The organism is Mesorhizobium sp. M0954 (assembly GCF_040319155.1).
Taxonomy (GTDB): domain Bacteria; phylum Pseudomonadota; class Alphaproteobacteria; order Rhizobiales; family Rhizobiaceae; genus Mesorhizobium.
On record NZ_JAMYNR010000013.1, the window covers coordinates 63,319 to 84,628 of the forward strand.

Here is a 21,310-nt window from a genome sequence, read left to right on the forward strand (position 1 = left end):
AGCCTACTCCGCGCTTCTGAGCCAGACCAGCATCTCGCCGGGATCGCGGTTGTCCCAGGCAAAGTACGGCACGGCGGTGATTTTCGCGCCCTCGAGCGCCGGCGGTTCGGTGCGGTAGAGCCCCTCTTCCCAGTTTTCGAAAGCCTCCTTTTTGGCAATCGCCGAAAGTGTCACAACGCCGCCCAGAAGGTTCGGCTGCTGATGCGCCTCGATGTCGGCCGTGCGCGGCAGAGCGATGCGGTGCAGCTGGCTGGAATTGTCGGTCTCCTCGACGCAATAGATCAGCGGTCCGCGCGCCAGCGCGACACGGCCGATATCCTGCCGCACCTGCGGGTTGGCGTAGAGGCGGTCGACGGCCATTTCGAGGTCGAGCTCGACGCGGTCGCCTTTGCTCCATTCGCGGCGGATCGCGGCATAACCGTCGCTGCTGACAGCAGCCAGATCGACATCGGCGCCGTTGACCTTGAGCGCTGCCTTGCGGCACCAGGCCGGCAGGCGCAGGTGCAAAGTGAACGCGGTCGGAGCTTCCGGTTCGACGGAGATCGAGACCGCGCCTTCCCATGGATAGTTACTGGTCTGGGTGAGCTCTATCTGCGTCCCGGCAATATCGAAACGAGCCGTGCCGTTTCCATAGAGGTGAACGGCGAGTGCGTCGTCCGACAGGCCGTAGAAATAGCTGCCGATCGAGGCGACCATGCGCCCGACATTGGGCGGGCAGCACGGGCAGCGGTGCCATTTCCAGCGGTGGTGGGCGCCGCGGCTTTCGAGCGGATTTTCGTAGAAGAACAGCGAGCCGTCGAGCGACAGGCCGGAGATCGAGCCGTTGTAGAGCGCCCGCTCCATGATGTCGGCGTAGCGCGCATTGGGACCCATGCCGAGCATGCGGCTTGCCCAGAACACGAGGCCGACCGAAGCACAGGTTTCGGCATAGGCGGTGTCGTTGGGCAGGTCGTAATCGGCGGTGAAACCCTCATTGTGCGACGACGGCCCGAGGCCGCCGGTGACGTAGAGGTTCTTGGTCATGAGGTCGTCCCACAGCCGGTCGAGCGCCACCCGCAGCGTGTCGTCGCCATATTCGGTGGCGATGTCGGCCATGCCCGAATAGAGATACATCGCCCGCACCGCATGGCCGACGATCTTGTCCTGCTCGCGCACCGGTTTGTGCGACTGGTTGTATTCGTAAGTCTTGAAATGATAGGCCTTGGGGTCGGCGCCGCGGGCGCGCGCCTCCTCGTCGAAATAATGCGGCTCAAGGCCGCGCTGGTCGATGAAGTATCTGGCTAGCTCCATGTATTTGCGCTCGCCCGTCACCCGCGCCAGCTTGACCAGCGCCAGCTCGATCTCCTCATGGCCGCAATAGCCCTTCTTCTTGCCGGGCTCGGGACCGAACGTCTCGGCGATATGATCGACGTAGCGGCACATGATGTCGAGCAGCTTGCGTTTCCCGGTGGCCTGGTAGTAGGCGACGGCGCCTTCGATCAGGTGGCCGGCGCAATAGAGCTCGTGGCAATCGCGCAGGTTGGTCCAGCGCAGGCCCGGCTGGATGCGCTGGTACCAGCTCGACAGATAGCCGTCGGGCTGCTGCAGCTTTCCATACATGTCGATGACGGCATCGATCTTCTTCTCGAGCTCGTCGTTGCGGCGGCGATAGAGCGAATAGGCGGCGGTCTCGATGGTCTTGCCCCAATCGGAGTCCCAGAACATCTGCGTCGTCACCGTCGATCCGGTGAACTCGTTGCCGGCGGTGGCCGCCTCGTCCGGTGAAGGTGAGTGGAACGGGATGACGACGCCGGGCGACGGCCGGTCCGGGTCGATCTGCTCGAGCATGCGTGCCTCGACGCAGCGGTCATAGAGGATGCCGGCGGTTTTTGAGGCGACGGCATCGACGCGGTCGCCCCAGAAGCCGCGCACGTCGACCTGCGGCACCGGCAGCGGGCGGAAGGCGAGTTTCGGCTTGGCGCCCTGACTGGCGGAATGCGATGCGGTCATCAATTTACTCCGGTTCGGTTCGGTTGGTCACTTCACGGCCCCTGCCATCAGGCCGCGGATGTAGAAGCGCTGCAGCAGCAGGAAGAGCACCAGGCACGGCACCATCATGACGGTGACGCCGGCCTGCACGGCGCCCCAGTCGATGGCGCCGAAGCGGCCGGACTGCAGCGCGGTCATCATGATCGGCAGCGTGAATTTCGACTGGTCCGTCATCAGCACCAGCGCAGCCAGAAACTCGTTCCAGGCGCCGAGGAAGGCGAACAGCGCGATGGTGACGATGCCCGGCCAGACCAGCGGCAGCATCACCCTCAACAGCATGGTGACGTTGTTGGCGCCGTCCATGCGCGCGGCCTCCTCGATCTCGCGCGGCACCGCATCGAAGGCGTTGCGCATCATGAAGATCGAGAACGGCAGCTGCAGTGTGACGTAGACGCAGACCAGCCCGGTCAGCGTGTTGTGCAGGCCGATCTTGGTCAGTACCAGGAAGATCGGCGTCAGGATCGACTGGAACGGGATCATGATCGTCGACAGGATGACGACGAACAGCAGGTTCTTCAGCGGAAAGCGGAAGCGCGAGAAACCGTAGCCGGCGAGCACGCTGACGATCACCGACAGCACCACGGTCATGACCGAGACGTAGATGCTGTTTTGCGCCGGCAGCCAGAGGCCGTCGCCAAAGGTGTTGAGCGTGGCGTAGTTCTCGAGCGAGATGCCGCTGGTCGGCCACGGCGGCAGCGGCGGCTGGCGCGCCTCCTGAGCCGGCTTGAAGGCCGAAAGCACCGTCCAGGCGATCGGCGCCAGGAACAGAATGGACGCGATGATGCCGGTCGAGTGCTCGGCGATCTGCATGCCGATGCGGCGTTTGCGGGTGCGAGCCTGCGCCATCAGTCGACCCCCTCGGGATTGCGCAGCAGCCGCAGCTGGATAAGGCTGAGCGCTACCAGGATGACCAGCAGGACCATCGACAGTGCTGCGCCATAGCCGAGCTTGAACGACACGAAGGACTGGTTGAAGATCCAGTAGACGGCGGTCAGCGTCTGGTTGCGCGGGCCGCCGCGCAGAATGATGTAGAACTGGTCGAAGGCGAGGATCGAGCCGGCAACCGACAGGATCAGCGCCAGCGCCAGCGTGCGGCGCATCAAGGGCAAGGTAATCGCCCGGAACCGCGCGAATGGCCCTGCCCCGTCGATCATCGCCGCCTCCTGCAGGTCCGGCGGGATCGACTGCAGGCCGGTCATCAGGATGATCATGGTGAAGCCCGCCACCTTCCACACGACCATGGCGATGATCGACCAGAAGGCCGGCTGGAAGGTCGCCAGCAGGTTGAATTTCTTCTCGGTCAGGCCGAGCTCGAAAGCGGCCGGGCTGAACAGGCCGGAATCGACATTGAGCAGCCATGACCACAAAAGGCTGGCCGAGGCGAAGCCGATGACCGCCGGCATGAAGAAGGACGTGCGGTAGAAGCCGGTCAGCTGCCGCGGCCTTTCGATGAACAGCGCCAGCGGAAAGGCGACGGCGAAAATCGCGATCGTCACCACCACCGTGTAGTAGCCGGTGAACTTCAGCGCGTTCCAGAAACGGGTATCGCGCAGGATCGCCCAGTAATTGTCGAGCCCGATAAAGCTGTGCGCGCCCATCAGCGGCCAGTTGTGCAGCGACATCCAGGCGGTCATGCACAGCGGCACGATGAAGAAGACGACGACAAGCGCAACGGCCGGCGCGACATAGAGCAGGCCGATCCACTGCCGGCGGCCGGCGCCGACCAGTTTGTATGCGCGCGCTGGCGCGGCGGTGGTTGCTGTGATGGTGGTCATCGCTGGCCTTCTCCTTCTCCCCTTGTGGGAGAAGGTGGATCGGCGCGAAGCGCCGAGACGGATGAGGGGTGTTGGAAGGAATGCCGTCCGAGCCAAGCTGGAGCACCCCTCATCCGTCGCCTTCGGCGACACCTTCTCCCACAAGGGGAGAAGGGGGAGCCAACGTTGCGACGGCGTACTGTGATGGTGCTCATGCCTGTTGTTCCATTGGCGGGACGTCCCCTCCCCCTCGAGGGGAGGGTCCGGCCGAAGGCCGGGGGTGGGGTCCTCTGCGAAGTGCTCCGACATCAAAAGAGCGTCGAGCACTGCCGCGATGACCCCACCCGGACCTGCGGTCCGACCTCCCCTCGAGGGGGAGGTGGAGCCGGCGCTTTACTTCTGCGGCGCCGAATCGATGATCGACTGCATGGTCTCCTGCGCGTTGGCGATGGCGCCGTCGACGTCTTCGCCGAAGAAGACCTCGTTCATCATCTGGTTCCACGGACCGTTGGCCGAGTTGATCAGGTCGTTGAACACCACCGAATAGGGCGTGCGGCCCTTGGCCATGGCTTCGGCGGCAACCTTGTAGCGCGGGTCGAGTTCCTTCAGCGCCTCATTGGCGATGTCGCCGCGCACCGGCAGGCTGCCGTATTTCGCCAAAATGGTCTGGCCCTCGAGCGAATAGGCGAAATCGAGGAACTCCTTCACCACCGCCACCTTGGTGGTGCCCTTGGTGACGACGAAATTGTCGCCGCCGGCAAACGACGACCAGCCGCCATCCTTGCCCGGCAGGAAGGTGATGCCGTAGTCGATGTCGGGATATTGCGTGTTCAACGCGCCGATGGCGAAGGCGCCGGACGGCGAGATGCCGATATTGCCGGTGGCGAAGGCGGCAAAGAAGTTGGAGCCGGTGTCGGTCTGCGCGCCTGAAGGCACCAGGTCCTTCTTGACCATCGAACGGTAGAGGTCGATGGCGCCGCGCATCTGCGGCGTGTCCAGTGTCGCCTTGGAGCCGTCCTCCGTCAGGATGTCGCCGCCCGAGGCCCAGATCAGCGGCGTGAAGGTGAAGATGTTGCAGCCGCCGCAATTGCCGGAGAAATAGAAGCCCTTGATATCGCCGCCGAGCGCGTTGACCTTTTCGGCATCGGCTTCGATCTCGGCCCAGTTGGTCGGGCCCTTTTCCGGGTCGAGGCCGGCCTGCTTGAACAGCTTCTTGTTCCAGATCAGCACCGAGGAATCCGCCGAGAACGGCAGCCCGTAGATGCGGCCCTTATAGGTGCCGGTCTTGACATGCGCCGGCGACAGGCTGGCGAAATAAGGCAGCGATTTCGCCCAGTCGGTGATGTCTTCGAGCTGGCCGGCGGCGGCGAAGGACGGCGTGTAGATCAGGTCGAGCGACAGCGCATCGGGCGCTGTGCCGCCGGCAGCGGCAGCGCCGTATTTCGGGATGATTTCGGCATTGGGGATGATGTCGAGCTTGATCTGGTTCTGATGCCCCTTGTTGAAGGCATCGACGACGCGCGGCATGAAGTTCGAGCCGTCGGCGCGAACCCAGATGTTGGCGGTGTCGGCGGCGGCCGAGCCGGCCGTTGCCAGCGTGCCCAAAATGCTCGCGGCGATGGCGAGCCCGGTAATGGTGGTTCTCATGCTTCTCCTCCACATGGTTTTAATTTAGCGTCTTAATTTAGCCGCGCCCCCAAGCGGGTGACTATCGACACGGCCCGTTTCGTTCAGCCGTCCGGCGGACGGCCGCATGACTGACGCACCACCAGCCGGCACGGCAGTTTTCTGATGCCCGGCAAAGCGGGTTCGCCGCCGACGAGCGAAAGCAAGGCAAGGCCGGCCTCGCGGCCAAGCGCTGCCAGATTCATATCGACGGAGGTCAGCGGCGGGCGGGTCGCCTCGGCGACGATCTGCCAGTTGTCGAAACCGATGACGCCGACCTCGTCCGGCACGCCGATACCGCGCTCGCGCAAGGCGTCGATGACGCCGCGCGCGATCTGGTCGTTGCCGCAAAACACCGCATCGGGCTTTTCGCGCGTACCGTCGAAACCCTCGCCGTCGAACAGCTTCTTGACCGCCTCGTGGCCCCAGGCCTCCGACCACGGGCCGAGCAGCGGCTCCATGACCGGCAGGCCGTTCTCGGCCAGCACCGCGCGATAAGCCTCGGCGCGGGCATGCACCACGGCAAAGCTCGCCGGCCCGCTGACATGGGCGATGCGCCGCCGCCCGAGCCGGCAAAAATGCTCGACCGCCAGCCGCGCGCCGCCGGCATCGTCGGAGACGAACGCGATGGCGCCGGGATCGGGCTCGGTGAATGCGTAGATCGCCGGAATGCCGAGATTGGCGAGGTCGACCGGCAGGTGGCGGTCGATGCGCTTGCCGGTGGCGATGATGCCGTCGACGCGCTTGTCGAGCATGGCATCGACATGCAGCTGGGCAAGGCGCGGGTCGTCCTCGACATTGCACAGGAACACCGAGACGCCGGCATCGACCAGCGCATCGGAAACGCCGGCCATCAGCGGCAGCGAAAACCGGCCATAGGTGTCGTTGGTCAAAAGCCCGACGGTAAAGGAGCGCCGCCGCAACAGGCTCTGCGCCAGGCTGTTCGGGCGAAAGCCAAGCCGCTGCGCCGTCTCGCGAATACGGGTCCGCGTCTCGGCGGTCATCCGCCCCTGCCCGTTCAGCGCCTTTGACGCCGTGGCAACGCTGACGCCGGCGATGGCTGCCACCTCGCGCAAGGTGACCGGCTGCTTGGCAGAAACAGGCGTTGGCTGCGCATCGGACGCCATGATTCGGATATCGATCCTCCCATTTGAGAAAAGCTTTTCTCTTATCGTCCTGCGAAGCGCTGAATGGTGAAGTCAGCGGATGCCGGCAGAGTTGGGAAAAGGTTTTCTCAAAAGGAAGATTAGGGGAAGGATACAACGATGGCAAGAGGGAATGGCCTGGTTACAGGCATGTTCGGCAGTCAACTACGACTCGCTGCCCTGGGTCCAGGATCTGCCATGGCGGCCCGAAGGAAAGAGGGCGAGCAGCTTTGGCGTGCATTGCCGTTCAGCGGGCACCGCGATGGAATGATCGCGGTGCCCGTAGTCTCCCCGCACGGCTAGCAGTTCTCAGTCTGCGGATCGCACGCCTTGTTTTTTTGCTTCTGTGGCTTGGGTTTGGCCGCCTGCTCGGGCTCGGCCTGCTGCTGCTCGGCCGCTGGCTGCTCCTTGGCCTTCCGCTTCTCAGGCTTGGCAGCCTGCTCCGGCTCAGCCTGCTGCTGCTCGGCAGCGGGCTGCTTCTTGGCCTTCCGCTTCTCAGGCTTGGCCGTCTGTTCCGGCTCGGCCTGCTGCTGCTTGGCGGCGGGCTGCTTCTTGGCCTTCGGTTTCTCGGGCTTGGCCGCCTGTTCCGGTTCGGCCTGCTGCTGCTCGGCGGCGGGCTGCTTCTTGGTCTTCGGCTTCTCAGGCTTGGCCGCCTGTTCCGGCTCGGCCTGCTGCTGCTTGGCGGCGGGCTGCTCCCCGGCCTTCGGCTTCTCAGGCTTGGCCGCCTTGCCGGGCTCGGCCTGCTGCTGCTCGGTGGCCGGCTGCTCCTTGGCCTTCGGCTTCTCAGGCTTGGCGGTTTCTTCGGGCTTGGCCTGCTCGGTCGTTGCAGCGCCTTCGGTCGGCTTCGATTTCCGGCCAGCCTGAACCTGCTTCACCTCTTCGATGTCTTTGAGCTTAGCTGGTTTGGCCTTAGGGTCGGCTTTCACCTCGCCCTCAAAGACAGCGACCCTATCGTTTTCCAGTTTGCCGGACTTCTCGGGCGCGTCGGTCTTGCTGACCTTGACAGCAGTCACCTTCTGGTTCGTCTCCTTTTCGATCACATCGACATCAATGACTTTGTTGATCACCAAATTGTTCTGGATCGTCACGTCGCCGGCCGGTTCGGCCGCCTCGACAATGCGCACAAACTCCGGCTCATCACGAATAACGACCACAGAAATGTCCGCGGCAAGGAATTCGCGGGTGGGGACCACAACCCAGTAATAATCCGGCGTCGTGTCGAAGGTCACCTCGATTGAAATCAAATCCGGATCGCGGCGGGGCGGCAGCGGCGCCCAAATGATGTGCTCTCTGTCACGACGCCAACTCACCCATGCTGGCGCCCAGCGAGTGCCCGGAACCCAGTACCAGCCGATATCGTCGGCATAGCCCCACCGGCCGTAATGGTACGTCGCCCAGCCGAATGGCTCGTCGGACACCCAGAGCCAGCCATACTGCTCGGTATAGACCCAGTGTCCAAGCGTATACGGACGCCAATCGTCAGGCACATCAACCGGCACGAAAACGGTCGCCCCGTGATACGAGACCCAATCACCATAGGAAGACAGGTCTTCGTAGAACGTGCTGATCGAAACGGTGGTGGCAGCCCTTGCCTCGGACACAAGCGACAATGGCGCAATCGGGTTGGGAATCTCGACGACCGTGAGCAGACAGGCGGTTACGCCGCCGAGCATCAGTCGCACCGCATGTTGGGCAAGGACGCGTTTCATCGTAATCTTCCTCCGAAACAGATCGCCCTTCATCGTACAAACCCGTCGGCTGCCGGATTGTTCCACTTTGCTGACGTTACCCGCATCCCCTCCCGCAGCGGCTTGGCATCGCACGACGATATTTGGGATCAGAGTTGCTTCATGAGGGCGGTGACCGTCACAAATGCGCGCCGAAGGCGCGGTGATAGGGTGTCGTTGGTCAAAAGGCCGACGGTAAAGCTGCGTCGCCGCAACAGGCTCTGCGCCAGGCTGTTCGGGCGAAAGCCAAGCCGCTGCGCCGTCTCGCGAATGCGCGTCCGCGTCTCGGCCGTCATCCGCCCCTGCCCGTTCAGCGCTTTGGACGCCGTGGCAACGCTCACGCCGGCAAGGGCTGCCACCTCACGCAGGGTTACGGGCTGTTTGACGGGCGTTGGCTGCGCATCGGACGCCATGATTTGGATATCGATCCGCCCTTTTGAGAAAAGCTTTTCTCTTATGGGCCGATGGCGCGTCCATCTGGATGCCGGCGAACGCTGCGAGGCTTGGGAAAAGGTTTTCTCAGAGAGATTAGGAGAAGGTGGGAAAGAAGGCAAGGGTGGAGAGTGAGGTCATGCTGCCTCCTCCACGTCTTCTTCGGCCGGATAGAGTGCCGCCACCGCATCGTGCAACTCTTTCATAGCGTCGTAGAGAGGCTCTCCGCGAAGTATCTCGATATCAAAGCATCGACAGAAAGCGATGTCGGCGCCGGATACATAGTTCTTATGGACGAAGTTGGCAGTGATCTCGTCAGCGAGGACCGTATATTCCCGCTCTTCCGGATCAGCGCTATCTCGCAGGAAGCGCTGATAGATTTCGTTAATGATCGGCTGTACATGGGCTTCGATGTTGCGAACCTCGCGCATCATTTCAGCAATTTCCTGATCGATGGTGGCTTGATCGTTAAAAAATACCGTGCCGGTGGGGTGGGCGATCTTGTTTCGGCGCTTCACGAACTTTGCGAATTCCCCGACCTGCTGATTGTTGCAGCCGATCAGTTTCAGAAAACGGAAGATCTGAGACTCCTTTAATCTATCGTAAAACTTGAACGGGCTTTCGCAATCCAACAAGCTTCCTTCTTCCTCAGATCGAAAGCCTACCATGGCCATTGCAAATTGCTCTGGTCTGGCGAGTCTGATCTGCCAAATTGAGAAGCTGACGAAGCTCATATAGAGCAGGTGGAAGGCTAGGCTGGCGAACTCAAAGCGCTCTGCCTCGTAATTCGTGTGAAAGGCAGACCAAAGGAATTCGAGATAGGTCTGCTCGTTCGCATTCGCGAAGGATTGCGGCAGATATTCGCCTAGTTCCAGCGCCTCTTCCATGGGCAGTTAACCCTCTTCCCAGACCCGTGCAATTGACTCCCTTATTTGCTTTTCGCGGTCGGAAATCTCCTGCTCCAATGCCGAAATTTCTTGTTGATAGCCCTCGATCTCTTCTACAATCTTCCGTTGCACATCGACCGGTGGAAGGGGGATCTCAAGCTCACAGAACTTTGACTTTGAGATTTCCGCGAATGTGCCGCCGGTTGCCCAGCTTTGCATCGTGGGCACGAGACGGGTCACGGCGAGAGCCACGTACTCCGGGATTGCTCTCGTTTCATCGGCGATGACAATGTTCTTGAAACCCTGATTGGTCGCTAGCGGTACGCGGCTGATCGCGATGCGCCCGATGGTCGCCCGCGAAGACACTAGCACCGAGTTTGGCGGAAGGAGCTTAGCCGATGACTCTTTCAGCCCGCGCTCGCTGATCGTTCGAACCGTCGAAGCAATTTCGGTGATAAAGTCTTCTTGCGGGAGGTCTACCAAGGTCGCCCAAGCTATCCCGCCGTTCCAGTACTCAGGAACGTCGGATTTTGGGGTTCCACCACTTTCGACGCGAAACACAGTCTCGTCTCCCAATGAAACCATGGGATGCCCTGAGCGGCTCGCATCTCGCTGAACGTAGCGTTCTGCGCTTAGGGTAGTGGAGCCCTCAATAAGGACTGCCGATCGGGCTACCGCAAAGCCCAGCGAAGAATCCAATTCGCCACCACTGCCGGACCGCGCCGTCGCCAACCATGCCGAAAGTTCTTCCTTCACCTGCGGCAGTTGCGTCCCTTTGATTGACTTGCGTTGCGCGCCAAGGGCGAAGCCGTCATTATCGACCTTGAAGAACGCGATGTGCTGGCTCGCCCTTGCAACCGCCCGGTCGAGGATCAAAATCGAGGTTTTCACGCCGGAGTAGGGATTGAACACACCTGCAGGAAGTGAGACGACGGCGGCAAGAAAGTTCTCCACAAGCATCTTGCGCAGCGCCACATATGAGCTCTGGCTCTGGAAGATAATGCCTTCGGGCACAATAACGGCGGCTCTGCCCTGCGGCGTCAGATGTTCGGCGATGTAGTCGACGAACAGGACTTCACTGCGCTTCGACTGAACCTGAAACCGCGTGTGCGGCCTGATCCCGCCTTTCGGCGACATGAAGGGCGGGTTAGCGAAAATGACATCCGCCGTCTCGGCCCATTTGTCCTGGCTCGTTAACGTGTCGTACTCTTCCACCTTCGGATCAGCAAAGCCATGCAGGTAAAGGTTCACGAGGCTGAGGCGCACCATGTCCGGAGAAATGTCATAGCCCTTTATGTTACGCGACAGTCGCTCGCGATCTTCCGGCGTTAGTAGATCGCCCGGGAAGCGCATGGGGCTTTCGAGCGCAAGCTCGGTAACGTCGGCTTCCTCTCCCTTGCCGTTGACGTTGACGAAATGGGTCGAGTTCGTTTTCAAGATGTGTTTGTAAGCCGAAATAAGGAAGCCCGCCGTGCCACAGGCTGGATCAAGGGTCACCTCGTTCTTCTTTGGGTCGATGATCCCGACCATAAAGTCAATGATGTGGCGCGGTGTCCTGAACTGGCCGGCGTCGCCCTGGCTACCGAGGACGGACAACAGATACTCGAAGGCATCGCCGAGCCGCTCGCTATGATCATAGATAAAGCTATTGATCTCGCGCAAAAAGCTGCGGAGCGTTTCCGGATCACGGTAAGGCAGATAGGCGTTGCGAAAGATCGAGCGGAAGAGCGCCGGCAGGCGTTCGTTCTCGACCATCTTGGTGAGTGCCTCGGAATAAGTGTTGAGCATGTCCTGTCCGGACACGCCGGGCGCCACCAGCTTCGACCAGCGATAGCGTTCGAACTCGCCGGTGAAAAAGCGTCGTGCACCGCCGAGTTCCTCGGACTCTAGATCCATGTCGTCCATGAACTTGTAAATGAGCGCAACCGTGATCTGTTCGACCTGGCTTTTTGGGTCAGGCACCTTGCCAACCAGAATGTCGCGGCACGTATTGATACGGCGCTTGGTTTCACTATCGAGCATTTGGGTCTTTCGTCAGAGGAATGGGCTCAGGGACACATAGTCCTTGATGTATTCCGGGATGCGCCTGCGCCACTTTTCAGGCACCTCCCGCAGGTCACGAGTCGTGAAAGTTGGGTTCACATTGAGGTCGCCGAAATGGCCTGCATCGATCAAGGTGCGGACCTTCACGTCGCGGATATAGGCCTCAAAGAAATAGCGCATCTGGGCGACACGACCGGCTTCCTCAGGCTTCTGATCAAGCAGAAACTTCTGGAACTCGTCCTCAATCAGTTCCGCCTTGCTCTTGAACTTCGGGATGAAGCCGAACGCCCTCTCAATCAATTCGCGGATCGTAATCCGGCGGTCTACGCCGGCCGCATAGCGCAACCGCTCGAGATTGAAATATTCATCAGGTTTGTCAAACAGCTCTTCGACAACGCGGCGGCTTGCGGCTTCCCAGTTGTGTTGTTCGACCAGTTCCCTGAGCCGGCTATCGGATCGTGCAATTTGTTCGAATTTGTGGAACAGTTCGCGGTCGACCCGCATGCCCTCAGGGCCAATCTGCTGTTCGACCTGATAGACGACTTGGTCGGGTTCCAAAAACTCGTAGGTGCTGAGCGCACCGGCTATGCCGCGGACTTCCTCCCCGGTTGACATTGGAATCGCTGCCGGTTTCGGCAGCGTGAGTTCCTCATCGTACTGAAACTCTTCTTCGAAGTATTCACAATTGGCGAAAAAATCAAACAGTCGGTACTCGGTTTTTGTGACCACGCCAATTTCGGCCTTCCGTGCAGGGTTGAACATTTCTTCGGCGAAGTTGTGCCTTCTGGTTCCTCGTCCCTTGATCTGCACAAAATCCGATGGCGAGAAAACAGGGCGCATCAACGCAAGGTTCAAAATGTCGGGACAGTCATAGCCTGTAGTCATCATTCCCACAGTCACACAGACGCGTGCCCGGCTAGTGCGGTAATCCGGCAAGAATTCGCTGTGCCCGCCGAGATTGTTGTTGGCGAAGTTAACCGTCATCTTTTGGGCATCGTCCACGTGGCTGGTGACCTGCAGAGCGAAATCGGACTTGTATCGACCCGGCCAGAGCTGATCAGCCATCTCGTTCAATATCTGGGTGACCTTTGCTGCATGGTTCTGACTGACGGCAAAGGCAATCGTCTTTCCGAACTCACCGGAAATCGGATCGCGAAGGCCGTGCTTGAGCAAGGTCTGGCAGAATGCCCGATTGGTTGTCTCAGCGAAGAATCGCCTTTCGAAGTCACGGCCCGCAAAAGCCTCCTGGGTCTCGTCCCCGTTCTCGTCCACCGTTTCGATGATGAAGCCTTGGTCGGAAAGCAGCTGTGTTGTGACGCCGGTTCGGGCATCGACCACATAGGGGTTGATGAGGAAGCCATCACGCACTCCGTCGATGAGCGAGTATCGGAATGTCGGTTCGCCCGAGCCGCAACCGAAAGTACGATATGTATCGAGCATCATACGCCGCTCTGTTTCGCGCGGATCGCGTGCCGACGTTCGATCCTTCGACTGTTTCAGGTAGTCCTTTGGGGTGGCTGTGAGGCCGAGTTTGTAGCCAATGAAATACTCGAAGACTGCGCGGGCATTGCCGCCAATGGAGCGATGCGCTTCGTCCGATATGACAAGATCGAAGTCCGTCGGCGCGAAGAGGCGTCGGTATTTGTCATTGAACAGAAGCGATTGCACCGTCGTCACGACAATGTCGGCCTTGCGCCAATCGTCACGCTGTTCCTTGTAGATCATCGTGGTGAAGTCGTTCTTCAGGAGCGCCTTGAATGCCTTGTCTGCCTGGATCTCTAATTCCAGTCGATCCACAAGGAAAAGCGCTCGCTTCGCGTTTCGCGTTTTTAGGAACAGCTTGATGAGGGCGGCAGAGGTAAGGGTTTTGCCGGTCCCGGTTGCCATTTCGAACAGAAACCGCGTAGCGCCTCTGCCCACTTCCTCCTGGACCCGCTCAACAGCGCGCTTTTGATAAATTCTCAAGAACCGCAGCTTGCTCGTTTCGACGAAGGCGGATCGTTCCGCTTCATTTTTCCAAGCTGCCTCATTGGCATAACCCGGCATTTGCGTAAGAGCGATGAAATCCAAGCCGATCGGCTCGGCCACGAGCCTGTTCGCATCCGGTTCAAACAAGTAGTGGTTCTTGATCTCGTCGGGTCCGGGGAACTTGGAAATGACGGAGGGATTTCCCTGCTGTAAGTCCCAGAGATAATGGATGTTGCCGTTGCTCAGAATCACGAAGCGGGCGTTCTGCGAACGTGCATATTTGCGTGCTTGCTCCTTCGCGGAAAGCGGGTTCTTCTCCTCAGATTTGGCTTCCAAGACGATAAGCGGCTTGCCGTCTCGGCCTAGTAACAGGAAGTCTATGAAGCCGTTGTTCGCCTTCTCAAAGTCTTGGCCAAGAGCGTCAATGTCGGTCTTTTTGATCTGTACGTTTGGTTCAAGCACGATGTTCGCTGGACCGTTCCCATCGTCAAAGAACCGCCAACCAGCCTCCTCAAGAAGGCGATTGATCTTAATTCTTGCAGTCGCTTCCTTGTTGGCCAACAGACTCGCCCCTCCCCAATCCAGCCCCGAGTCAGCGCCGTGTTGTTGCATACAGATCGAGACGTTTCCAAGTCCTGATTGCCGTTGTGATCCCCGAAGCTGCGTTCACTGCATCATCAGTTGGCGCCAAACATCAGGTCGGCGGAGGTCGACGTCTATCTCTAATATCTCTAAAACAAAGCGCCGCGCGAGTTCACGGAGCGTCTAGCCAGCGCCGGGCCGTCCCGACAGAAGGAGCCCGCCCTACCAAAACTCATCGTCACCTAATTCATCAGCGTCGACGGCATTGCCGAGGTCGAGAAGCTGGCGAGCGTGACCTGGAACGATGAAATGCAAAATTCAATGACGACGAGCTTGCCGACAGCGGCGCCATGCTTTTGGGGCGCACGACCTATGAGATCTTTGCCGGCTCGTGGCCCAAGGAGAACGGAGACTTCGCCGAGCGGTTCAACGCGCGGCCGAAATATATCGCCTCGACGAGCTTGACGCCGCGCGGATCCCTCCCCCGATTGAAGCGATCGAGCTCGCAGCCACCAGGCGGAGGGTTCTGATCCGCCCTTTCTTGCTGCTGCGTAGAAGACGTCTTCATTCAGCCACAAGCCCAAATTGCTGGATTTGGCAGCTCTGGAAGGATAAGCTTGGTTTGTGGTTCAGCGATGGAACAGAGACTAGCCGCAATTCTGGCTGCCGATATGGCGGGCTACAGCCGGCTAATGGAGGCCGATGAATCCGGCACGCTCGCACGCCTTCGGACCCATCGCATAGAACTGGTCGATCCCGCCATCGCGAAGAACAAGGGCCGGATCATCAAGACCACCGGAGACGGCATGCTCGTTGAGTTCCAGAGCGTGACCGATGCCGTGAAATGCGCCGTGGAAATCCAACAGCGCATGAAACGGCGCAATTCGGATGTGCCGCAAGAACGGCGTATCGAATTCAGGATCGGCATAAATCTCGGCGACATCATTTTCGACGATGAGGACATTTTCGGCGACGGCGTCAATATTGCCTCGCGCATCGAGCAACTCGCCGACGTCGGCGGTATCTGCGTGACCGCAGCGGTGGCGACCCAAATTGCCGACCGTCTCGAAATTGCCATGGAGGACCTGGGCGAGAAAACGTTAAAGAACATCAGCCGCCCGGTTCGCCTCTATCGCGTTGGGTTTGACAGTCCTGCCCTGCCAGAAGTCGAGGCAAAGCGATCCATCTCGAAACCTTCGATAGTGGTGCTGCCGTTCACCAACATGAGCGGCGACCCCGAGCAGGAATTTTTCGCGGACGGACTGACCGAGGACATCATCACCGAACTGTCCCGCCATCATGAGCTGTTCGTCATCTCGCGCAATTCCAGCTTCGTCTACAAGAACCGCGCCGTGAATGTGCGCGAGGTGGCCGAGAAACTCACCGTCCAATACCTGGTGGAGGGAAGCGTCCGCAAGATCGGCGACAGGGTGCGCGTGACGGTTCAGCTCATCGACACGGCGAATGACGCTCATATTTGGGCAGACAAATATGACCGGAAGCTGGACGACATATTCGCGATTCAGGATGAGGTGACCGCGGCGATCGCAGCCACGCTGCCCGGTCGTGTCGAGGCGGCTCAGCGGGACCAGCTCGCGCGGGCGAAACCTGCAAACATGGTCGCGTATGAATGTGTGCTTGCTGCCAAGGTGCTGCATCACCGAAGCACGATTGCGGATAATGAACGCGCGCAAACCTTGATAGAAAGGGCCGTCACGCTCGACCCCGATTATGCCCATGCCCATGCCTGGCGGGCCTGCATTCTTGGCCAGGCCTGGGTCCATAACTGGTGCGAAGACAGGGATGCTATCTGGAACAACATTATGGCGGCGCTGGACAGGGCGCTGGCGCTGGACAACAACGATGCCGATGTCCATCGCATCCTCGCGGCAGTGAACGTGAACAACAATGAGCTGACCACAGCGCGCTACCATCAAGAGCGGGCGCTGGCCCTCAATCCCAATTACGACCTCGTGGTGGTGCAGCAAGGCGAGTTGTTGACGTGGCTGGGCAGGCCGGAAGAGGGAATTGAATGGATCCGCAAGGCAATGCAGTTGAACCCGCACCACCCGGAGAGGTTCTGGAGCCATCTGGGAAAGGCGCATTTCGCCGCGCGCCAGTATGGCGAGGCGATCGAAGCTTTCATGCATCTGTCAACCATGGACTCGGCTCAGCACGCTTTCGCCGCTGCCTGCTACGGCTGGCTCGGCGACGAAATCGCGGCCGCGGCGCATCTAGGCAAAATCAGAACGCTCGATCCCCAATTCGACCTCGATTCATTCATCGCCACCCTGCACTATGCCCAGGAGTCTGATGTGCAGCACGTCCGCGAAGGACTGCTGAAAGCCGGAATTGCCAACCTGTAGGCAGCCGGTAGCTACGAACCAGAGCCAATCGGCAAAAAAGACCGGCCCCCGATGCGGACCTTGTGGCATGACCGAACGACTGGCAGGTCGGACAAGCTTTTCCCACGGTATCGGTCTTTGGAAGCGACCAGGGAAAACCCTCCCCCTGAAAAAGCGCCGCGCTAGTTGACGGCGCATGTCGCATAAGGCCCGCGCCATTCGGCCCTGCCAGAAAGGAACCCGCCATGAGAAAACTCATCATCACCGAATTCATCAGCGTCGATGGCATTGCCGAGGTCGAGAAGCTGCCGAGCGTGGCCTGGAACGATGAGATGCAAAAGTTCAAGGACGATGAGCTTGCCGACAGCGGCGCCATGCTGTTGGGGCGCACGACGTATGAGATTTTTGCCGGCTCGTGGCCCAAGGAGACCGGAGACTTCGCCGACCGCTTCAACGCGCTGCCGAAATATGTCGCCTCGACCAGCTTGCAGGCGCTCGACTGGCAGCCGGCCGAGCTGCTGCAGGGCGCATTGCCGGACGCGGTCAGAGGGCTGAAGCAAGGCAGCGGCGGCAACATCTATGTGCATGGCAGCCTCAGCGTCGCGCAGGAATTGCTGCGCCACGGCCTGGTCGACCGCATCAGGCTGCTCAGCTATCCCGGTGCCGTCGGCCAGGGCAAGCTGCTGTTCCCGCCCGGCGCACAATTGCCGCTCGAGCTGATCTCCGCCACGCAATTCAGCAACGGCGTGGTGGCGCTGGAGTATGCGGCTGGGATGGCGTGATGAGCCAATCTCCCCCCTTGAGGGGGAGATGCCCGGCAGGGCAGAGGGGGGCGGTTCGACCGGGCTCGGCTCCTCTCTTGCGGCAGTGGGGGTTGGCGCATTACGCGAGACGACCCCCTCTGTCGCCTTCGGCGACATCTCCCCCTCAAGGGGGGAGATTGGCAGCGCCCCTACACCGTCCGCTGCCTGCCCTCGACCGCAGCGTCTTCCCGCGCCCTCAGCGCCTTCTCGATCTCGCGCTTTAGCTCGTCCTTGATCGCCACCGTCTCTGCCATCAGCGCCTCGACCTTCATGAAATCGAGCACCCGGTATTTCGAAACGGCCGGCCGGATCAGAATGTCGGGCCGGCTCTGGTTCAGCTTGCTGGCGATGATCGACTGCATCATCAGCTGCGTGGCGCCGAACATCAGGTCGACGGAGGTCGGGAATTTGCGGCCGGCCTCGGTCGGCGCGCCGACCACGTCGACGGCGATGATGATGTCGGCGTCGAGCTCGATCAGGTCGAACGGCACGGGATTGTAGATGCCGCCGTCGATCAGCAGCCTGCCGTCGCGCATCACCGGGCGGAACACCGCCGGGATCGCCGCCGAGGCGGCCAGCGCCGAATGCAGCTCGCCTTCGTCGAACACGGCGAGCTTGTGGCCATAAAAGTCCGTTGCCGTCACCTTCAGCGGTATCTTCAATTCGGCGAAGGTCTCAGGAATGGCGTCGGGCAGGAACGCCTTGAGGATGCGCTCGACATTGAACTGGCTGACCCGCAGGCCGGCCTGCATCGCCTCGGCAAAAGTGCCGGGCCGCGCCCGCCACATGCGCGTCGCCACTTCGGCGCGACGGCCGAGGATCGAGCGCGTATAGTCGTGGATGTCCTTGCCGGTCATGCCCGAGGCCATGCCGGCGCCCACGATGGCGCCGATCGACGAGCCGGCGATTGCCGCCGGCCTTATGCCCAGCTCGTCCAGCGCCTCGATGACATGGATATGCGCCAGCCCACGCGCCCCGCCGCCGCCAAAGGCGATGCCGAAGCTAGGGCTCATCCCTTGTTGGCCGCGCCGAGCTTCGGCCCGACCACCATGACGGCCGGCTCGGCGGAGAGCAGCTTTTTCGCCACCGCTTTCACCTGGTCCAGCGTCACCGCGTTTATCAGGGCGGCGCGGCGCTGCATGTAGTCGATGCCGAGCTTGCCGAGCTGGATCTCGACCAGCGTTGAGGCGATCGCGCCGGAGGAATTCAGATTGTTTATGGCATAGGCGCCGATCATGTATTTCTTGGTCGCCGCCAGCTCGGCTTCGGTCGGCCCCTCCTCGGCCATGCGCTTGACCACGTCGCGCACCACGGCCAGCGTCTCGGCCGCCCTGTCGGCGCGGGTCGAGGTGGTGATGGACAGCGCCTCGGAATGCTGGTGGTCGACGAGGTCGGAGCTGACGCTGTAGGCCAGGCCGCGCTTCTCGCGCACCTCGTCGAACAGCCGCGAGGTGAAGGTGCCGCCGCCGAGGATCTCGTTCATCAGCACCGCGGCGAAGAAATCCGGCGCGTTCCGCTTCACGCCGGGATAGGCGAGTTGCAGCGAAGCCTGCGGCTGGTCGTAGACGACCTCGAGCTGCTGGCCGAGCTTCAGGTCGATATCGGGAACGGGCGTAAGCGCCTGCTTTTCCGGCAGGCTGCCGAACACCAGGTCGAGCTTCTGCTTCAGCGTCTCGGCGTCGATGGCGCCGACCACCGCGACATGCAGGCCGTCGCGGGCGAAATTCGCCTTGTGGAAGGCGGCGAGATCGGCCGGCGTGATCGTCGCGATGCTTTGCCTGGTGCCCTGGTCGGGCCGCGAATAGGGATGCCTGCCGTAGATCGCTTCCAGCCATTTGCGTTGGGCGAGCGTATCGGGATCGCGCTCGTTGGCGATGATGCCGGACAGGATCTGCGCGCGGATGCGGTCGATCGGCACCTGGTCGAAGCGCGGCTGGTTGACCGCCACGCGCAGCAGGTCGAAGGCGCCGTCGCGCTGGTCGGCCAGCATGCGCATCGAGCCGTAGATGCCGTCGCGCTGCGCCTCGAAGCTCATCTCTGCACCGACGTCGTCGAGCTTGATCTGGAAGGCCTCGCTGTCGAGGTTGCCGGCACCTTCGTCGAACAGGCCGCTCATCAGATTGGCAAGCCCTTCCTTGCCGGGCGGGTCCTGCGTCGCGCCGCCATCGAAGACGAAGCGGATGGCGACGATCGGCACCGAATAATCCTCCACCAGCCAAGCGGTGATGCCCTTCGACGAGGTCACCTCCTGGATATTCACGGCGGCGCGAGCGGAAAGCGCCGGCAGGAGGAGAAAGAGAAGGGAGAGGAACAGGGTTGCTAGAAGAGGGCCGGCGCGCCAATTGCCAAGGTCGGCGCCGCCCCTCATCGCCCTGCCGGGCACTTCTCCCCGTATAGTGACGGGGAGAAGGGGCTGGCCGCTATCCCGGCGCTCGCTCTGCAAACGCTGAAGATTGGCGAAACCGTCGATGACGGCGCCCCTCTCCTCGTCCCTATACGGGGAGAGGATGCCGGCAGGCAGGTGAGGGGCAGCGCCAACTCTCAAGCTCATCATCAAATCAATTCCCAGCCTGCGTTTCGGGAAGCAAATAACCAGTCGTTGCGTGGTCGAGATTGAGATAGCGGGCAGCGACCGCCTTGACCTGGTCGGCGGTGACCTTGCGGATGCGGTCCGGCCATTGCTGGACGTTCTGGACGTTACCGCCTGTGGCGAGCGTCGAGCCGTAGATGTTGGCCATGTCCTCCTGCTTGTCGCGGGCAAAGATCATCGAGCGTACGAAACGGTCCTTGGATTTTTCCAGCTCGTCGCTGGTGACGCCGTCTTTCGCGATGCGGGCGATCTCAGCGTCGACCGCGGCCTCGATGTCGGCAAGCTTGGCATCGCCGCGCGGCGCGCCGTAGACGGTGAAATTGGTGTCGTCGAGCATGGTGCCCTGGAAGAAGGCGCCGGCCTCGGCGGCGATGCCTTGCCTGACGACAAGCTCCTGGTAGAGCCGGCTGCGGTTGCCGCCGCCGAGGATTTCGGACAGCACGTCGAGCGCTTCGGCTTCGCCGGGCTTTGCCGTGTGATAGGACGGGACCACCCATTGCGTGGTAAAGCTCGGCACGCTGACGCGCCCGTCGGTCAGCGTCACCGTGCGCCTGGTGTTCTGCTCGGGCTCGACGGGTCGGATGCGCGGCGGCAGGTCCGGGCCGCGCGCGATCTTGCCATAGGTCTTTTCGGCCAGCGCCTTGACCGTTTCGGGCTCGACATCGCCGGCCACCACCAGCACGGCGTTATTGGGTGTATAATATTTGTTGTAGAAGGCCAGCGCGTCGGTGCGGTTCAGCTTCTCCATCTCCTGCATCCAGCCGATGACCGGAATGCGGTACGGCTGGTTCTGCCACAGCGTGGCGTCGATCTCCTCGTCGAGCACCGCCTGCGGATTGCTATCGATGCGCGAGCGGCGCTCCTCGAGGATGACGTCGCGCTCGGTTTTGATGACGTCGTCGTTGAGGATGAGATTGCGCATGCGGTCGGCCTCGAAGCTCATCATCTCACCGAGCGCCTGAGGCACCACCGTCTCGTGAAAGGCGGTGTAGTCGTAGGAGGTGAAGGCGTTGTCCGAGCCGCCGATGGCGGCGACGGCACGGTCGAGCTCGCCCGCCGCATGGTTGCTGGTCGCCTTGAACATCAGATGCTCGAAGAAATGGGCAATGCCGGACTTGCCCGGCGGCTCGTCGGCGCTGCCGATCTTGTACCAGACCATATGGGTGACGATGGGGGCGCGGTGATCGGGGATGACGACGACCTCCATGCCGTTGTCGAGCAGGAAATCGGTCACCACGCCATCGTCAGGATTATTATCCGCCAGAGCCGGCGCGGCCATCACCAGAGCCAGTCCCAAGAGCGTTCCGCGCAGCCATTCAGCCTGAAATGTCATAGATGGCT

At 61.1% G+C, this 21,310-nt stretch carries 14 protein-coding genes and 1 pseudogene; 2 read left to right on the forward strand and 13 right to left on the reverse strand.

Features of this window, described 5'->3' with window-relative positions; translation table 11 throughout:
- Positions 1-3: 3 nt before the first annotated feature.
- From NKH93_RS19025 to NKH93_RS19070, 10 genes and pseudogenes are all read right to left on the reverse strand, one after another.
- On the reverse strand, positions 4-1,989 hold the full coding sequence (locus NKH93_RS19025) for a glycoside hydrolase family 127 protein (RefSeq protein WP_352971381.1): 1,986 nt from the start codon (positions 1,987-1,989) through the stop codon (positions 4-6).
- Positions 1,990-2,016: 27 nt separating this feature from the next.
- The gene (locus NKH93_RS19030; protein WP_023674366.1) at positions 2,017-2,874 is read right to left on the reverse strand and encodes a carbohydrate ABC transporter permease; all 858 of its coding nucleotides are present in this window, start codon (positions 2,872-2,874) and stop codon (positions 2,017-2,019) included.
- Positions 2,874-3,803: a carbohydrate ABC transporter permease gene (locus NKH93_RS19035; protein WP_352452309.1), complete on the reverse strand. Its 930-nt coding sequence runs from the start codon at positions 3,801-3,803 to the stop codon at positions 2,874-2,876. Before NKH93_RS19035 ends, NKH93_RS19030 begins: the two co-directional genes overlap by 1 nt.
- A 372-nt stretch (positions 3,804-4,175) precedes the next feature.
- Entirely contained in the window at positions 4,176-5,429 is a 1,254-nt protein-coding gene (locus NKH93_RS19040) for an ABC transporter substrate-binding protein (RefSeq protein ID WP_352971383.1), read from the reverse strand.
- Between the two features lie 83 nt (positions 5,430-5,512).
- The gene (locus NKH93_RS19045) at positions 5,513-6,574 is read right to left on the reverse strand and encodes a LacI family DNA-binding transcriptional regulator (RefSeq protein WP_352971385.1); all 1,062 of its coding nucleotides are present in this window, start codon (positions 6,572-6,574) and stop codon (positions 5,513-5,515) included.
- Between the two features lie 317 nt (positions 6,575-6,891).
- Complete coding sequence (locus NKH93_RS19050; RefSeq protein WP_352971388.1) at positions 6,892-8,301, reverse strand: DUF6600 domain-containing protein; 1,410 nt, start codon at positions 8,299-8,301, stop codon at positions 6,892-6,894.
- A 188-nt stretch (positions 8,302-8,489) separates the two neighbouring features.
- Positions 8,490-8,732: pseudogene (locus tag NKH93_RS19055) on the reverse strand (LacI family DNA-binding transcriptional regulator); the annotation flags it as partial.
- Positions 8,733-8,888: 156 nt separating this feature from the next.
- The gene (locus NKH93_RS19060) at positions 8,889-9,638 is read right to left on the reverse strand and encodes a hypothetical protein (RefSeq protein ID WP_352971390.1); all 750 of its coding nucleotides are present in this window, start codon (positions 9,636-9,638) and stop codon (positions 8,889-8,891) included.
- A 6-nt stretch (positions 9,639-9,644) separates the two neighbouring features.
- Entirely contained in the window at positions 9,645-11,660 is a 2,016-nt protein-coding gene (locus NKH93_RS19065; protein ID WP_352971392.1) for an N-6 DNA methylase, read from the reverse strand.
- A 12-nt stretch (positions 11,661-11,672) separates the two neighbouring features.
- Positions 11,673-14,210, reverse strand: a complete 2,538-nt coding sequence (locus NKH93_RS19070) for a DEAD/DEAH box helicase family protein (protein ID WP_352971394.1) — start codon at positions 14,208-14,210, stop codon at positions 11,673-11,675.
- 656 nt (positions 14,211-14,866) lie between these two features.
- Between NKH93_RS19070 and NKH93_RS19075 the strand changes: the two genes are divergently transcribed.
- Positions 14,867-16,597, forward strand: coding sequence for an adenylate/guanylate cyclase domain-containing protein (locus NKH93_RS19075; RefSeq protein WP_352971397.1), 1,731 nt, complete (start codon positions 14,867-14,869; stop codon positions 16,595-16,597).
- 224 nt (positions 16,598-16,821) lie between these two features.
- Positions 16,822-17,358, forward strand: a complete 537-nt coding sequence (locus NKH93_RS19080; RefSeq protein ID WP_352971399.1) for a dihydrofolate reductase family protein — start codon at positions 16,822-16,824, stop codon at positions 17,356-17,358.
- Between the two features lie 170 nt (positions 17,359-17,528).
- Here NKH93_RS19080 and NKH93_RS19085 read toward each other — a convergent pair whose 3' ends face one another.
- The 3 genes from NKH93_RS19085 to NKH93_RS19095 form a co-directional block, all read right to left on the reverse strand.
- Complete coding sequence (locus NKH93_RS19085; protein WP_352971402.1) at positions 17,529-18,392, reverse strand: patatin-like phospholipase family protein; 864 nt, start codon at positions 18,390-18,392, stop codon at positions 17,529-17,531.
- Positions 18,389-19,747, reverse strand: coding sequence for a M16 family metallopeptidase (locus tag NKH93_RS19090; protein ID WP_352971501.1), 1,359 nt, complete (start codon positions 19,745-19,747; stop codon positions 18,389-18,391). Before NKH93_RS19090 ends, NKH93_RS19085 begins: the two co-directional genes overlap by 4 nt.
- A gap of 190 nt (positions 19,748-19,937) precedes the next feature.
- Positions 19,938-21,302 carry a M16 family metallopeptidase gene (locus NKH93_RS19095; RefSeq protein WP_352971404.1) on the reverse strand — a complete coding sequence of 455 codons (1,365 nt, stop codon included), beginning with the start codon at positions 21,300-21,302 and terminating at the stop codon, positions 19,938-19,940.
- Positions 21,303-21,310 lie beyond the last annotated feature (8 nt).

Excerpts from the sequence above, each read along its gene's own strand:
- NKH93_RS19025 (WP_352971381.1), bottom strand. The coding sequence starts at position 1,989 with ATGACCGCATCGCATTCCGCCAGTCAGGGCGCCAAGCCGAAACTCGCC.
- NKH93_RS19030 (WP_023674366.1), bottom strand. The coding sequence starts at position 2,874 with ATGGCGCAGGCTCGCACCCGCAAACGCCGCATCGGCATGCAGATCGCC.
- NKH93_RS19035 (WP_352452309.1), bottom strand. The coding sequence starts at position 3,803 with ATGACCACCATCACAGCAACCACCGCCGCGCCAGCGCGCGCATACAAA.
- NKH93_RS19040 (WP_352971383.1), bottom strand. The coding sequence starts at position 5,429 with ATGAGAACCACCATTACCGGGCTCGCCATCGCCGCGAGCATTTTGGGC.
- NKH93_RS19045 (WP_352971385.1), bottom strand. The coding sequence starts at position 6,574 with ATGGCGTCCGATGCGCAGCCAACGCCTGTTTCTGCCAAGCAGCCGGTC.
- NKH93_RS19050 (WP_352971388.1), bottom strand. The coding sequence starts at position 8,301 with ATGAAACGCGTCCTTGCCCAACATGCGGTGCGACTGATGCTCGGCGGC.
- NKH93_RS19060 (WP_352971390.1), bottom strand. The coding sequence starts at position 9,638 with ATGGAAGAGGCGCTGGAACTAGGCGAATATCTGCCGCAATCCTTCGCG.
- NKH93_RS19065 (WP_352971392.1), bottom strand. The coding sequence starts at position 11,660 with ATGCTCGATAGTGAAACCAAGCGCCGTATCAATACGTGCCGCGACATT.
- NKH93_RS19075 (WP_352971397.1), top strand. The coding sequence starts at position 14,867 with ATGGAACAGAGACTAGCCGCAATTCTGGCTGCCGATATGGCGGGCTAC.
- NKH93_RS19080 (WP_352971399.1), top strand. The coding sequence starts at position 16,822 with ATGAGAAAACTCATCATCACCGAATTCATCAGCGTCGATGGCATTGCC.
- NKH93_RS19085 (WP_352971402.1), bottom strand. The coding sequence starts at position 18,392 with ATGAGCCCTAGCTTCGGCATCGCCTTTGGCGGCGGCGGGGCGCGTGGG.
- NKH93_RS19090 (WP_352971501.1), bottom strand. The coding sequence starts at position 19,747 with ATGAGGGGCGGCGCCGACCTTGGCAATTGGCGCGCCGGCCCTCTTCTA.
- NKH93_RS19095 (WP_352971404.1), bottom strand. The coding sequence starts at position 21,302 with ATGACATTTCAGGCTGAATGGCTGCGCGGAACGCTCTTGGGACTGGCT.